Source organism: Streptomyces hyderabadensis (assembly GCF_020404845.1).
Taxonomy (GTDB): domain Bacteria; phylum Actinomycetota; class Actinomycetes; order Streptomycetales; family Streptomycetaceae; genus Streptomyces; species Streptomyces hyderabadensis.
Window position 1 is genome coordinate 35047 of the sequence record NZ_JAIOJZ010000014.1, and the last position, 13999, is coordinate 49045.

General features: G+C 72.9%; 15 protein-coding genes. 8 read left to right on the top strand and 7 right to left on the bottom strand.

Annotated features, from left to right (window positions below):
• Positions 1 to 54: 54 nt before the first annotated feature.
• A complete protein-coding gene (locus K7854_RS13260) occupies positions 55 to 573 on the bottom strand; it encodes a MarR family winged helix-turn-helix transcriptional regulator (RefSeq protein ID WP_226026653.1) in 519 nt (172 codons plus the stop codon).
• A 174-nt stretch (positions 574 to 747) separates the two neighbouring features.
• Between K7854_RS13260 and K7854_RS13265 the strand changes: the two genes are divergently transcribed.
• Positions 748 to 1971, top strand: coding sequence for an FAD-dependent monooxygenase (locus K7854_RS13265; protein WP_226026654.1), 1224 nt, complete (start codon positions 748 to 750; stop codon positions 1969 to 1971).
• Between the two features lie 72 nt (positions 1972 to 2043).
• Here the strand turns inward: K7854_RS13265 and K7854_RS13270 are convergent, their stop codons facing one another.
• Entirely contained in the window at positions 2044 to 2661 is a 618-nt protein-coding gene (locus K7854_RS13270) for a TetR/AcrR family transcriptional regulator (RefSeq protein WP_226026655.1), read from the bottom strand.
• A gap of 147 nt (positions 2662 to 2808) precedes the next feature.
• On the opposite strand from K7854_RS13270, the gene K7854_RS13275 reads away from it, so the two are divergent.
• Complete coding sequence (locus tag K7854_RS13275; RefSeq protein WP_226026656.1) at positions 2809 to 3981, top strand: FAD-dependent oxidoreductase; 1173 nt, start codon at positions 2809 to 2811, stop codon at positions 3979 to 3981.
• Here the strand turns inward: K7854_RS13275 and K7854_RS13280 are convergent.
• The 3 genes from K7854_RS13280 to K7854_RS13290 form a co-directional block, all read right to left on the bottom strand.
• A complete protein-coding gene (locus K7854_RS13280; protein ID WP_226026657.1) occupies positions 3978 to 4721 on the bottom strand; it encodes a chitinase in 744 nt (247 codons plus the stop codon). The two genes, K7854_RS13275 and K7854_RS13280, sit on opposite strands and share 4 nt — an antisense overlap.
• 116 nt (positions 4722 to 4837) lie before the next feature.
• Positions 4838 to 5356 carry a lytic polysaccharide monooxygenase auxiliary activity family 9 protein gene (locus K7854_RS13285; RefSeq protein WP_226026658.1) on the bottom strand — a complete coding sequence of 173 codons (519 nt, stop codon included), beginning with the start codon at positions 5354 to 5356 and terminating at the stop codon, positions 4838 to 4840.
• Between the two features lie 240 nt (positions 5357 to 5596).
• Positions 5597 to 6550 (bottom strand): alpha/beta hydrolase family protein, encoded by a 954-nt coding sequence (locus tag K7854_RS13290; protein WP_226026659.1) that lies wholly within the window; start codon positions 6548 to 6550, stop codon positions 5597 to 5599.
• Between the two features lie 138 nt (positions 6551 to 6688).
• Here K7854_RS13290 and K7854_RS13295 point away from each other — a divergent pair, with 138 nt between their 5' ends.
• Entirely contained in the window at positions 6689 to 7066 is a 378-nt protein-coding gene (locus K7854_RS13295) for a MerR family transcriptional regulator (protein WP_226026660.1), read from the top strand.
• Between the two features lie 271 nt (positions 7067 to 7337).
• Complete coding sequence (locus tag K7854_RS13300) at positions 7338 to 8411, top strand: ferritin-like domain-containing protein (RefSeq protein ID WP_226026661.1); 1074 nt, start codon at positions 7338 to 7340, stop codon at positions 8409 to 8411.
• A gap of 21 nt (positions 8412 to 8432) precedes the next feature.
• Here the strand turns inward: K7854_RS13300 and K7854_RS13305 are convergent, their stop codons facing one another.
• Both K7854_RS13305 and aztA read right to left on the bottom strand, forming a co-directional pair.
• A complete protein-coding gene (locus tag K7854_RS13305; protein WP_226026662.1) occupies positions 8433 to 8825 on the bottom strand; it encodes a VOC family protein in 393 nt (130 codons plus the stop codon).
• Positions 8826 to 8911: 86 nt separating this feature from the next.
• Positions 8912 to 9670 carry a zinc ABC transporter ATP-binding protein AztA gene (gene aztA, locus K7854_RS13310; RefSeq protein ID WP_226026663.1) on the bottom strand — a complete coding sequence of 253 codons (759 nt, stop codon included), beginning with the start codon at positions 9668 to 9670 and terminating at the stop codon, positions 8912 to 8914.
• 15 nt (positions 9671 to 9685) lie between these two features.
• On the opposite strand from aztA, the gene aztB reads away from it, so the two are divergent.
• Genes aztB through aztD form a run of 4 tightly spaced genes read left to right on the top strand, consistent with a single transcriptional unit; the run spans position 9686 to position 13991 of the window.
• On the top strand, positions 9686 to 10540 hold the full coding sequence (gene aztB / locus K7854_RS13315; protein WP_226026664.1) for a zinc ABC transporter permease AztB: 855 nt from the start codon (positions 9686 to 9688) through the stop codon (positions 10538 to 10540).
• Between the two features lie 15 nt (positions 10541 to 10555).
• Positions 10556 to 11806, top strand: a complete 1251-nt coding sequence (locus tag K7854_RS13320) for a hypothetical protein (RefSeq protein ID WP_226026665.1) — start codon at positions 10556 to 10558, stop codon at positions 11804 to 11806.
• Complete coding sequence (aztC, locus tag K7854_RS13325) at positions 11803 to 12792, top strand: zinc ABC transporter substrate-binding protein AztC (RefSeq protein WP_226026666.1); 990 nt, start codon at positions 11803 to 11805, stop codon at positions 12790 to 12792. The genes K7854_RS13320 and aztC overlap by 4 nt, the downstream gene beginning before the upstream one ends.
• Positions 12789 to 13991, top strand: coding sequence for a zinc metallochaperone AztD (gene aztD, locus K7854_RS13330; RefSeq protein WP_226026667.1), 1203 nt, complete (start codon positions 12789 to 12791; stop codon positions 13989 to 13991). Before aztC ends, aztD begins: the two co-directional genes overlap by 4 nt.
• Positions 13992 to 13999: the final 8 nt, after the last annotated feature.

A 13999-nucleotide genomic window follows, 5' to 3' on the forward strand; every position in this document is an offset into this window, starting at 1 on the left:
GAACCTCCGCCGGACCGTGCGCCGCGCTGGCTGAACGCCGCGCGGGCCGCACGCTCACTCCTCCGTGTCGATCCGGGCCAGACGTGCCGTCACGTCGTCGGCGAGGCGGGTGAGGAGGCGGGTGAGGTCCTCGCGGTCCTGGCGCGGCCAGTCGGTGAGCGCCTCGGCGAACCAGCCGAGCAGGGAGGCCACGTACCGGTTGGCGGCCTCCAGCCCCGCCCCGGTCGGTTCGATGAGGCTGGCCCGGCGGTCGTGGGGGTCGGCGACCCGGCGCACCAGGCCGCGCTTCTCCAGCGCCTGGACCTGGCGGGTGACGTGCGGCCCCACCACCTGCATCCGGTCGGCGATCTCGCCGATCCGCAGCGGCTGGTCGGCCGTACGGAGGGTCACCAGCACGCCGATGGCGGGACGGTCGAGGGCGAGCCCGGCCGCCTCGGCGGCGCGTTCGGTGAGCCGGCCCTTGTTGAACGCGGCGCTGAGCTGGGTGAGCCGCGGCAGCACGGCGACCAGGTCGGGGTGCGGTTCGTCCGGCGCGGCGGAGGGCCCGGCGGGGCCGGGAGGTTCGGGGGTCATGAGGGCTCCATTTGCATACCTGAGTTAGGTATCTATATCGTGGGGAGTGGCCGGTGCCTGGGAGGGTGCCGTATGGCCTCCATAAAGATACCTAAGGTACGTATATTTTCCGTCCTCGCGGCGGCACGTACCTCCGTCTTCCCGGGGTCCGCCCCGGTGGAAGGGTGAGAAGCCATGATCCACACGTCCCGTCCGGCTCGCCGCGTACTGATCTCCGGAGCAAGTATCGCGGGCCCCGCGCTCGCGCACTGGCTCGACCGGTACGGCTTCGAGGTGACCGTCGTCGAGAAGGCCGCCGCCGTACGCGGGGGCGGCTACGCGATCGACGTGCGCGGCACGGCCCGCGAGGCCGTGGACCGCATGGGCCTGCTGCCGGCGCTGACCAAGGCGCACGTCGACAGCCAGCGGATCACCTTCGTGGACGCCGCGGGGGAGAAGGTCGGCTCGCTGCAGCCCGAGCAGCTGACCGGGGGAGAGGCGGGGGTCGACCTCGAAGTCCGGCGCGGCGATCTGGCCGACGTGCTCTACACCCCCCTGCGCGACCGGGTGGAGTTCCTCTTCGGCGACTCGATCGCGACGCTCGACGACGCCGGGGACGCCGTGCACGTCGTCTTCGACAGCGGCGCGCGCCGCACCTTCGACCTCGTGATCGGCGCGGACGGGCTGCACTCGAACACCCGCAGGCTGGTCTTCGGCCCGGAGGAGCCGTTCCACCGCTACCTGGGACACGTCTTCGCGGGATTCACGCTGCCGAACGACTTCGGGCTGGCGCACGAGGCCGTGATCTGGAACGAGCCGGGACGCGGCGCCGTCCTCTACGCCCACGAGCCCTCCGACCGGTTGCACGGCTTCCTCACCTTCACCCGTGACACCCCGCCCTTCGAGGCCTTCCGCGACCCCCTGGCCCAGCGCGACCTGGTGGCGGCACGCTTCCCCGAGCGGGTCTGGCACCTGCCGCGCCTGGTCGAGGCCATGCGGGAGGCCGACGACCTCTTCTTCGACATCGTGAGCCAGATCCACATGCCCACGTGGTCGCACGGGCGGGTCGTCCTGGCGGGCGATGCCGCGCACGCCACGTCGTTCATCTCCGGCCAGGGGTCGAGCGTCGCGCTCGTCGGCGCGTACGTCCTGGCCGGTGAACTGGCCACGCACCCCGACCACGCCGACGCGTTCGCGGCCTACGAGCGCCGGGTCCGTCCCTTCGCGGAGCGCAACCAGGCGCTGGCCACCAGCGGCGGCACGGCGGTGACCCCCACGACGCGGCAGCAGATCGAGGCCCGCAACGCCCTGCTGCGGGATCCGGAGACGGCCGCGAGGGCGCTCGTGACCGCGAGCGCGCAGCAGGGTCGTGCGGCCCACTCGTCCCTGGTGCTGCCCGACTATCCGGGGGCCGTCTGAGGGGCACGGACCCGCCGGACCGGACCGGACCGGTTCGGCGGCCGGCCGCCGGTTCGGCGAGCGGTCGCCGGATCAGTCCGCGGGGTCGTCCGCCGCCGGGTCCGCCGGGCCGGCCTGGGCGCGCCAGCCGTGCAGGAGCAGGTCGAACACCGTCTCCACGGTCGCCCGGGGGTCCTGTCGTCCCGTGGTCAGGGCGGGGACCTCGAGGACGAACCGGGCCAGCGCGGCGCACGCGGGGTCGTCCGGCTCCCGGCCGAGTTCCTCCGCGATCACGCCGCCCAGGGTGTCGGCGTGTCGCATCCACATGCGCTCCCCGTACTCGCGGAGCGCGGGCGTGTCGCCGACCAGGGCGGTGAAGCCCGCCCGGCGCGGATCGGTCACGATCGGCACCCAGGACTCCAGGGCGTGCGCGCGCAGTGCCTCGACCACTCCCTGCCCCGCGGGCCGCTCGCGGACGGCGGCGGCCAGCGCGGCGTCGACGTCCTGCTCGCGGTCGAAGACCAGCGCCTCCTTGCTCGGGAAGTGCGCGAAGAGGGTCGTCGTCGACACGTCGGCCCGCTCCGCGACATCGCGGACGCTGACCCGGTCGAAGCCGTGCTCCAGGAAGAGCTCGAGGGCGGCGTCGGCGATGGCCTGCCTGGTCGCGGCCTTCTTGCGCTCGCGACGGCCTGGAGTCGGGGAGTCGGGCATGGCGCCACTCTAGCGCACAACTGGAACGGCACAGTACTCGGTCTCGGACAGAAATATGAGTGATGCAGAAACTTGAACGGTTGCAGTTTCTGCCTCGTTTCTGCTTTGGTGGTGCCACGGGGGACCCACCGACGGAAGGAAGCCGCCATGAACTCTCCGACACCCGCGATCGCGCGGATCAGCATCATCGGTGCGGGCCCGGGCGGACTCACCTGCGCCCGCGTCCTGCAACGGCACGGCATCGCGGCGACGGTGTACGACCGCGATCCGGACGCCGCCGCGCGGGACCAGGGAGGCTCGCTCGACCTGCACGAGGAGGACGGTCAGCTCGCGCTCCGCGAAGCCGGCCTGCTGGAGGAGTTCTTCGCGCTCGCCAGGTGCGAGAGCCAGGAGGAGCGCCGCTACGACCCCGCGGGACGCCTCCTGGGCCACCGGCTCCCGGCCGAGGGCGAGACGGCCCGCCCGGAGATCGACCGCGGTCAGCTCCGGGACCTCCTGCTGCGCTCGCTCGACCCCGGCACGGTGCGCTGGGGGCGCACCCTGGAATCGGTGGGCGGGCCGGCCGACGGGCCGCGGACACTGACGTTCGCCGACGGGAGCACCGTCGAGACGGACCTCGTGATCGGGGCGGACGGCGCCTTCTCCCGGGTCCGTGCGGCGGTGTCCGACGCCGTGCCGCGCTACACGGGCGTCGGCTTCCTCGAAGCATGGTTCGACGCTATGGAATCCAGGCACCCGGAGCTGTCCGAACTGGTCGGCCGGGGCAGCGCCCATGTGGCCGACGGCGAGCGCGGCCTCTTCGCGCAGCGCAGCAGCGGTGGTCACCTGCGCGTCTACATCATGCGCAGGGTCGCCCAGGACTGGATGGCGGCGAGCGGCCTGAGCCCGCGGGACACCGAGGGCATCCGCGCACACCTCCTCGCCGAGTACGCGGGCTGGTCGCCGCGGCTGCTCCGTCTGATCACCGAGAACGACGGCGCCTACGTCGACCGCCCGCTCTACGCCCTGCCGGTGCCGCACACCTGGCGGCCCACGCCCGGCGTGACCCTCCTGGGGGATGCCGCGCACCTGATGCCCCCGCTCGGTGCCGGCGTCAACCTGGCCATGCTCGACGCCGCCGAACTCGCGCTCGCCCTCGCCGGGTCCGCCACCGTCGACGATGCCGTGCGCGGCTACGAGAAGACGATGCTGCCGCGCTCGGCCGAGATCGCCGGGATGCTGGAGGGCGGCGCGGGCTTCCTGCTGGAGGAGCCGGACGCCGGGGACCTCGCGCGGTTCGACGCGCCCGGAGCAGGCCACGGGCCCGGCCCGGCCCGCTAGCAGCTCAGGTTGGCACCGGGCTCGACACCGAGGAGCTGGGTGAAGCGCTCGTAGTTGTCGATCCGGCTCTGGACCTGCGCGGGGTTGCGCCCGTCGCACTCCAGGCTGCCGTTGATGGACCGGATGGTCTCCCCGAACCCGGCGCCGTTGACCATGGCGTCGTGCGGGGTCATGGTGCCCGGCCCGGACTGGGTGTTCCAGTACCACAGGCCGGTCTTCCAGGCCACGGCCGAGTCGTTCTGGACCAGGTCGGGGTTGTTGAGCAGGTCGATGCCCAGGGCGTCCCCGGCGGCCTTGTAGTTGAAGTTCCAGCTCAGCTGGACGGGCCCGCGCCCGTAGTACTTGTCGGTGCCGGCCGGGCAGCCGTACGGCTGGGAGGCGTCGCAGTAGTGCGGGTAGTTGGCGGTGTTCTGCTCCACGACGTACACCAGCCCGCCGGTCTCGTGGCTGACGTTGGCGAGGAAGGCGGCCGCCTCCTGCTTCTTCACCGTGTCGCTCCCGGTGTTCGAGAACCCGGGGTAGGCGCTGAGCGCGGCGGTGAGGCCGCTGTAGGTGTAGAAGGAGTTCCGGTTCGGGAACATCTGGTCGAACTGGGCTTCGCTGACCACGAATTCGGCGGCGGCGGCCCGGGTGTCCGGCTGCTCGGACTTCTCCGCGACGGCCGACGGTGCCATGGTCAGGGTGCACAGGGCGGCGGCCGCGCCGGTGGCGGCCAGCAGTGCGAGCTTGCGGTGCTGCATCGGTGAGGACTCCTGCTCGGTGGGAGGGAGGGAAGGCGCGGGAAGGGCGGAGGGGGGGAGCGACCGCGCACCCTCGAAAGGGGCGCCGCCGCTCCCGCACCGCTCCGTCTGGCCCGTCAGCCGCCGACGTTGACGTCGATGCAGGCGTAGAAGGCGTTGGAGGTGTCGGCGACGTTCCAGACGGCGAGGACCTTCTGCTGTCCGGTGAGCCCACCGAAGTCGACCTGGTGGTTCACGACCGCGCCCGGCTTCGCGCCGCCGTCGTCGAACAGCGCGATCCGCTGACCGCCGACGTAGTACTCCCAGGTGCTGGTGGCGTGCTGCGCGGTCAGCCGCCACGAGAACGTCGTGGTCTTCGACACCGGGGTGACCTGCCACCCCTTGCTGTCGTCGTCCAGTTCCGCGAAGCGGCTGTTGCCACCGCTGCAACTGGTCAGGCCCTTGGGGCCCTCGACGCTCTGGGGCTCGTACTTGATGTCGCCGCAGGACACCGTGCCCGCGGCGCACTGGGCCTGACGGCTGGGCGGGTCGGAGATGTAGCCGTGGGCGCTCGCCGAGGAGGCGGGCAGGCTGACGGCCACGACAGGGGCGAGGGCCGCGCCGATCAGGGCAGCGGTCTTCCGGCGTGCGTTCATGGGAACTCCTTCACATCCGGCCGTCCCAGGGCACGCGCGGTCGTGTGTGGGGGGACCGCGCGCACGCCGAGTACGGCCTCTCGTGGGTGGGGCCAGGAGGCGCGAAGGTGACGCGCACCCACCGTCCCCGCCGGGGCGTGGGACCCCGGCAGGGCTCAACTCCGTAAACGGAGCGGTGAGTTCTGTTGGACTAGACCATACAAGCGGTCGACGTGACCGTGTCAAGAGTGTGTCGAGGGATCAGCCGGCGGCCCGCTTGGACTCCAGCCGGCCGAGCGGATGCGCGTCCCCGGCCAACTCCTCGCGCACCGTCGTCCATTCGGCGTCGTCGACGCCGAGGGTGTGCCGGAGGTAGGCCAGGGTGACCCGCTGGACCAGGGCGACGTGGGCGGGGTTCTCGTCGGTGGTCTCCGCGGCCTCGTAGCCGGAGATGCCGCCCAGGAAGTGTTCCGCTCCGAACAGCGTCAGGAGGCTCTTCTCGCCGGGGCTGAGGACGTACGGGTCGGCCGTCCAGTCCGCGCCGCGCACGGTGAACGGAAGGTCGTCCTTGTCGCCCGCGACCACGAGCGCGGGGGCGGTCATGCGGGTGAAGTCGGGGTCCCTCAGCCAGGGGAGGTGCTCGGCGGCGAACGGCGTCAGGGAGTCGCCGCCGGCGCCGGCCGTCGCGAGCAGCACGCCCGCCCTGACCCGGGGGTCGGAGAGGTCCTCCGCCTCCCCGGTGGCGGGGTCGCGGACGCGCAGCCCCAGCAGGATGCCCGCCGTCTGGCCGCCGAAGGAGTGGCCGGCCGCCGCGACGCGGGACCGGTCCAGCCGCCCGGCGAGGCCGGGTACGGCCGCCTCCACCACGTCCAGATTGTCGAGGACCCGCTTCATGTCCTCGACCCGGGAGCGCCACAGCCCCGGCCTGTGCGGGTCGTCCTCGGGAAGGCCCACCGTCCTGGAGTCGAGATGGGTGGGCTGGACCACCACGAAACCGTGGGCGGCCCAGTGGTCGGCGAGCGGGCCGTAGCCGTCGAGCGACGAGCCGAAGCCGTGGGCGAGGAGGACGAGGGGCAGCCCGTGCCCCGTTGCGGGCGCGGACACCCGCACGCGCAGGTCCTCGCCGCGCTCGGGGGCGTGTAGCACGACGGGTTTGACCGAGACGACCGGTGCTGTGGTGGCGACGCCGGCCGTCGCGCTGACTGATGCGGTCATGAGGAGCCTTCCTTCTGGTGGCAGGGGGAGTGGGAAGCGGGGCCCGGGACGGGGGTGGGGCCCTCGCGCGTTACGCTAAAACCTGACGTTGACGTGAGAGGCAAGCCGTACGGCCCGGCTCATGGGAGGAGGTGCGGGATGCGCATCGGGGAGCTCGCCGCCAGAACGGGCGTCAGCGTTCGGGCGCTGCGCTACTACGAGGAGCAGGAGCTGCTCGTCCCGGAGCGCAGCCACAGCGGCCAGCGGCTCTACCCGGACGGCGCGGTCGACCACGTCCGGCTGATCCAGCAGCTCTACGCCGCGGGCCTGTCGAGCCGCACCATCGTCGAACTCCTGCCGTACGCGCCCGACGGCCGGGCCACGCCGGAACTGCTCGACCGGCTGTCCGCGGAGCGGGACCGTGTCGAGGGCCGCATCACCGAACTGGTCGGCACCCGGGACCGGCTCGACTCCGTCATCACCGGCGCCACGAGCAATCTCCGCACCGGCCGGTCCTGCCGCGCCGGCGCCTCCTGAGGCCCACCGGCGCCCGTCGGCCCGGGCCCGGGTGCTTCGGCCGTGCCGGTAGGGCCGACCGGGTAGAGGATGACCCGCCCGGTGCCGCCCGCCCGGGAAACGACCTCGTCGCTGCTAGTTTCGCCAGCCGTCGGAGCAATCCGGATATAGCCGTCGGAGCAATCCGGATATATCGGTCTCAGGCGGGCGTCGGCTCGGAGAGGGAGTACGGGTGAGTGGTGTGCGCGAGGAATCGTCGGGGACGGGCGCCCCGTTCGGGCGGAGGACCTTCATGGCGTCGGCGGTACTGACGGCCGCCGCACCGGTCTCGGCCGCCGCCCCCGCCCGGGCGGCCGAGCGGCCGGAGGGCGCCGTGCCCGGCTGCCGCTCCGTGGCCCGGCTGCTCGCCGTCCCCGAGGACGGCCGCGGCGTCGACTGGCTGAGGGAGGGCCTCCAGGTCGCCGTGGCACTCGAACTCGCCACCATCCCGCCCTACCTGTGCGGATGGTGGTCCGTGGGGGACCGCACGAGCCACGTCGCACGGCTGATCCGGCGCATCATCGGCGACGAGATGTACCACATGGGCGTCGTCTGCAACCTGCTGGTCGCCGTGGGCGGCCGGCCGAGGATCACCGACGCGGCCCTCGCCTACCCGGGAGCGTTGCCGGGCGGGGTGCGCGACGGGGTGAACGTCTACCTCTCGGGTCTCACCAGGCCCTTCGTGCACGACGTGATGATGGCCGTCGAGGCCCCGGAGGAGCCCCTCGCCCGCGGCATGAACAACTCGCCCAGCATCGGGCGCTTCTACGACGACCTGCTGGGCGCCTTCCGGTCCGCGGCGCCCGAACTGTCGGCCCGCGGGCAGCTGTCCGAGCGCATCGGCTCCGACGTCCTGGAACCCGTCACCGACCTCGACGGCGTCGAGCGGGCGATCGAGATCATCAAGGAACAGGGCGAGGGCACCACCAGCTCCCCCGAGGACGCCTTCGGCGACGACCACCCGGCCCACTACTACGCCTTCGGTGAGATCTACCACGGGCGGCAACTGCGCCAGGAGGACGACGGGTGGCGGTTCACCGGTGCCCCCGTGCCCTTTCCCGACGCACGCCCCATGGCCCGCGTCCCGGCCGGTGGCTGGCCCGACCCGCCGCAGCGGGTGGCGGACCTCCTCGACCGGTTCGACACCGCCTACGCCCAGGTGCTGAGCACCCTGGAGGCGGCCTGGGCGGACGGCGACGCGCGCACCCTGGGTTCGGCCGTGCGGACGATGCGCGGGCTGGAGGGCCCTGCCCTGGAGCTGATGGAGACCGGCATCCCGGGCGCCGGCGGCAACTACGGCCCCCAGTTCCGCCCGCCCCACGGGTGATGTCCGCGGGCCCCCGGCCCGCTACCGGACCTGCATGATCTGGATCAGGTTGCCGCAGGTGTCGTCGAGGACCGCCGTGGTCACCGCGCCCGTCTCCAGCGGCTCCTGGGTGAAGTGCACCCCGAGTCCGCGCAGCCGGTCGTACTCCGCCCGTACGTCGTCGACGGAGAAGGAGGCGGCCGGGATGCCGTCCTCGGCCAGCGCCGTCCGGTACGGCCGCACCGCGGGGTGGGCGGAGGGTTCGAGCAGCAGCTCGGTCCCGTCGGGGGCCTCGGGCGAGACCACGGTCAGCCACCGGTCCCCGCCCGCCCCCACCGGCACGTCGTGCTTCTTCAGGAAGCCCAGCGCCTCGGTGTAGAAGCGCAGGGCGTGCGCCTGGTCGTCGACGAAGACGCTGGTGAGGTGGATCTTCATGGGGCCATCTCCGGTGTGTGGGTTCCGGGCCGTCGGGTCGCGAGGTGCTCGGGCGGGCCGAAACCCTCCGGGACACCACCTGCCTATCAAGGGCCCGCGGGTCCGGCAACGGCCCAGACCTCGGCCAGGGCCGAGGCGGTGAGGACCCGGCCGGGGTCGCCGTGTCCCGCCAGGCGGCCCTCGCGCAGCAGCAGACAGGCCTCGGCGGAGCGGGCGGCCTCCAGGTCGTGCGTGGCGTGGACGACCGTCACGCCGTCGGCGACCAGCTCCGCCAGCAGCGCGGTGATGCGCTCCCGGGCCTCCGGGTCGAGGCCCGTGGTCGGCTCGTCCAGGAGCAGCAGGTCGGACTGCTGGGCGAGCCCCTGGGCGATGAGGGCGCGCTGCCGCTGCCCGCCCGACAGCTCCCCGAGCTGACGCGGGGCGAGGTCGGCGACGCCGAGCCGGTCCAGCGCCGCGTCCACGATCAGCCGGTCCCGGCGGTTCAGCCGCCGCCACGGCCCGCGCTCGCCCCACCGCCCCATCTCCACGGCCTGCCGGACGGTCAGCGGGAGGGCGTCCGCGACGGCGCCGCGCTGCGGCACGAAGGCGGGCGGCCGCTCGCCGCCCAGGTCCAGGTCGCCCGATGTCGGACGGATCACACCGGCCAGCACACCGAGGAGCGTCGACTTGCCGCTGCCGTTCGGGCCGACGAGCGCCGTGACGGCCAACGCCGGTATCCGGCAGGTGAGTTGCCGCAGTACCGGCCGTCCCGGGTAGCCGGCGCACAGCCCGGCCAGCCGGGCGCGCGGCGCCCGCTCGGACGGTGCGGGGGGTGAGGAGGAGGATTTGTTGAACATGATTTTCATTGTAGTGTCCTCCGCATGGATTGGTTGACGACCCCGTTCGAAGTGACGTTTGTGCAACGAGCCTTGTGGGGCGGCATCCTGGTGTCCGCCATCTGCGCACTGGCCGGCACCTGGGTCGTGCTCAGGGGCATGGCCTTCCTCGGCGACGCCATGTCCCACGGACTGCTGCCCGGGGTCGCGCTGGCCGCGCTGTTCGGCGGCAACCTGCTGCTGGGAGCGGTGGCGAGCGCGGCGGTGATGGCGGCCGGCGTCACCGCCCTCGGGCGGACCCCGCGACTCTCCCAGGACACCGGCATAGGGCTGCTGTTCGTCGGCATGCTCTCGCTCGGCGTGATCATCGTGTCGCGTTCGCAGTCCTTCGCCGTGGACCTGACCGGCTTCCTCTTCGGCGACGTCCTCGCTGTCCGCGAGCGGGACCTGCTCCTGCTGGGCGCCGCGCTGCTGGTGGCCCTGGTCGTCTCCGTACTGGGCCACCGGGCCTTCCTCGCCCTCGCCCTCGACCCGCGCAAGGCCCACACCCTGGGCCTGCGCCCCCGGCTGGCGCACGCGGTGCTCCTGGTCCTGCTGGGCCTCGCGATCGTGGCCTCGTTCCACATCGTCGGCACCCTGCTCGTCCTCGGTCTGCTCATCGCACCGCCGGCCGCGGCCCTGCCCTGGGCGCGCGGCGTGCGAGGCGTCATGGTCCTCGCCGCCCTGCTCGGCGTCACCGCCACCTTCGCCGGGCTGCTCCTGTCCTGGCACCTGAGCACCGCCGCCGGGGCGACCGTCTCGGCCGTCGCGGTGGCCCTGTTCTTCCTGTCCCACGCAGCATCCGGCCTGCGGCACCTGCGTGCCCGCCGAATCGCCGCCCCCGTCCCGACCGTCGACTGAAGGAAACCCGAGGCGATGGACCCCACCGTCCGCACACACACCACGCGCCGGCTCCCGACCGCGCTCGTCCTCGTCACCGCGCTGTTCGCCGCGGGCTGCGCGGGACGGGCGGACGGCGGGCCGGAGCCGGCCGCGACCGAGTCGTCCGCCACCCCGCACGGCTACGTCGAGGGAGCGCGGGAAGCCGCCGAGGAACAGTCCCGGCTGCTCCTGGGCGACCCCGGCACCGGTGCGAGCCGGGTGCTCGACCTCGTCACCGGCAAGGTGCACGAGACCGCCGCGGTGCCCGGCGCCGCCGGACTGAGCACCGACGGCCGCTTCGGTTTCTTCCACACCGACCGCGGCACCCACGTCGTCGACGGCGGTTCCTGGATGGTGGACCACGGCGACCACGTCCACTACTACCGGGCGGCCATACGCGACGTCGGCGACCTCCCGGCCGGCCGCGGCGCCGAGGTCCGCAGCGACGCCACGGTGACCGCGGTGACCGACCGGGACGGGCGGACGACGCTGTACGACCGGACGGCACTGGAGCAGGGGAAGGTCGGCCCCGCCCGGACGCTCGGCGACGGGCACGCCGGCGCCGTCGTCCCCTACGGGGAGCACCTGGTGGCCCTCACCGGCGACGACGACTCCGCGAAGCTCACGGTGTACGACCGCGAGGGCGCCCCCGTCGCCTCACCGGGCGCGACCTGTGAGCGGCCCCGGGGCGACGCGGTCACCCGCCGCGGCGTCGTCCTGGGGTGCGCCGACGGGGCGTTGCTCGTCCGCGCCGAGGACGGCGGCTTCACGGCCGAGAGGATCCCGTACGGGCGGGACGTGCCGGAGGAGGAACGGGCGACGGCCTTTCGCCACCGGGCCGGCAGCGACACCCTGACCGCACCCGCCGGCGAGCGGGCCGTATGGGTGCTGGACGTCACCGACCGCGCCTGGACCCGGGTGCGGACCGGGCCGGTCGTGGCGGCCAACACCGCCGGGGAGGGCGCACCGCTCCTCGTCCTGGAGACCGACGGCGCCCTGCACGGCTACGACATCGCCACGGGCAGGCACACCGCCCGCACCAAGCCCCTCCTGGCCGCGGCCGGGAAGGCGGCCGCCGGCCCCGGCGCCGGCGCACCGGTCGTCGAGGTCGACCGCAGTCGCGCCTACGTCAACGACCGCGCCGGCACCCGTGTGTACGAGATCGACTACAACGACGACCTGCGCGTCGCGCGCTCCTTCGACCTCGACATCGCACCGGGCCTGATGGCGGAGACCGGCCGATGAGCCCGACGGGACGCACCCGGATCCGGCTGGCACGGCTGCGCCGCCTCCTGGTGGGGCTGCTCGCCCTGGTCACGGCCGCCACCGCCACGGCCTGCTCCGGCACCGAGGAACAGCCCCGCATCGTGGTGACCACCAACATCCTGGGCGACATCACCCGTCAGGTCGTCGGCGACCAGGCGGAAGTCACCGTCCTGATGAAGCCCAACGCCGACCCGCACTCCTTCGGTCTGTCGGCGGTGCAGGCCGCCCAGTTGGAGCGCGCGGACCTCGTGGTCTTCAACGGCCTCGGCCTTGAGGAGAACGTCCTGCGGCACGTGGACGCCGCCCGCGCGGCCGGGGTGGCGACCTTCGAAGTCGGCAGGGCGGTCGACCCCCTCACCTTCCACACCGGTGAGGACGGCGGACCCGAGGGGGAGTCGGGGCAGCCCGACCCGCACTTCTGGACCGACCCCGACCGCGTGCGCACGGCCGCCGGACTCATCGCCGACCGGGTGAGCGAGCACGTGAAGGGCGTGGACGACGCCGCGATCCGGGCCAACGCCGCCCGTTACGACGGGCAGCTGAAGGACCTCACCGCCTTCATGGAGAAGTCCTTCGAGAGGGTGCCCGAGGACCGGCGCAACCTGGTGACCAACCACCACGTCTTCGGCTACCTCGCCGACCGCTTCGGCTTCCGCGTCATCGGTGCCGTCATCCCCAGCGGCACGACGCTCGCCTCCCCCAGCTCCTCCGACCTGCGCTCGCTCACCCGGGCCATGGAGCGGGCCGGGGTACGGACGGTGTTCGCCGACTCCTCGCAGCCCAAGCGGCTCGCCGAGGTCCTGCGCACCGAACTCGGCGGCGGCGTGCGGGTCGTGGAGCTGTACTCCGAGTCGCTGACCGCCGAGAACGAGGGCGCCGCCACCTATCTGCAGATGATGCGCGCCAACACCACCGCCATGACCGACGGACTGACCGTCGGCAGCCCGAAAGGAACACACGGTTGAACACGTCCATACGCAACAGGGCCCTCACGGGCACGGCACTCGCCCTCGCGGTGTCCACGGTCCTGACCGCGTGCGGAGGAGACGACACCTCCTCGTCCGACGCCAAGGACCGGGGCGCCACGGCCGCCGCCTCCGCGGCCCCGGTGCACGACCCACTGGTCGCCACCTTCGACGGCGGCCTCTACATCCTCGACGGCAAGAGCCTCGAACTCACCAGGACCATCGACCTGCCCGGCTTCAACCGCGTCAGTCCCGCGGGCGACGACGACCACGTGGTGGTCTCCACCGACAGCGGCTTCCGCCTCCTGAACGCCGCCGAACAGACCTTCACCGACATCGAGTACCGGGGCGCGAAGCCCGGCCACGTCGTCCGCCACGCCGGGAAGACGGTGCTCTTCACCGACGGCACCGGCGAGGTGAACGTCTTCGAACCGGGCGACCTGGGCGACGGCGGGAAGCCGGAAGGACGCACCTACACCTCCGCGCAGGCCCACCACGGTGTCGCCGTCGAACTGAGCGACGGCCGGCTCCTCACCACCCTCGGTGACGAGGAGAAGCGGACCGGTGCCCTGGTCCTGGACAAGGACAACAAGGAGATCGCACGCAACGAGAACTGCCCGGGCGTGCACGGGGAGGCAGCCGCCCAGGGCGAGGCGGTCGCCCTGGGCTGCGAGGACGGCGTGCTGATCTACAAGGACGGCAGGTTCACCAAGGTCGACGCCCCCGACGACTACGGCCGCACCGGCAACCAGGCGGGCAGCGACGCCTCTCCCGTACTCCTCGGCGACTACAAGACCGACCCGGACGCCGAGCTGGAACGGCCGACCCGCGTGTCCCTGATCGACACCGAGACCGCGAAGCTGCGCCTGGTGGAGCTGGGCACCAGCTACTCCTTCCGCTCCCTCGCCCGTGGACCGCACGGCGAGGCGCTGGTCCTGGGGACCGACGGCGCCATCCACGTCATCGACCCGGACAAGGGCACGGTGGAGAAGAAGATCCCCGCCGTGGGCGAGTGGCAGGAGCCGCTGGACTGGCAGCAGGCCCGGCCCTCGCTCTTCGTCCGCGACCACACCGCCTACGTCACGGAACCGGGCAAGAAGGCCGTGCACGCCATCGACCTGGCCTCCGGCGAGAAGCGCGGCTCGGTGACCCTGCCGCAGGGCACCAACGAACTGTCGGGAACGGTCGCGGGCCACTGAAGGCCACG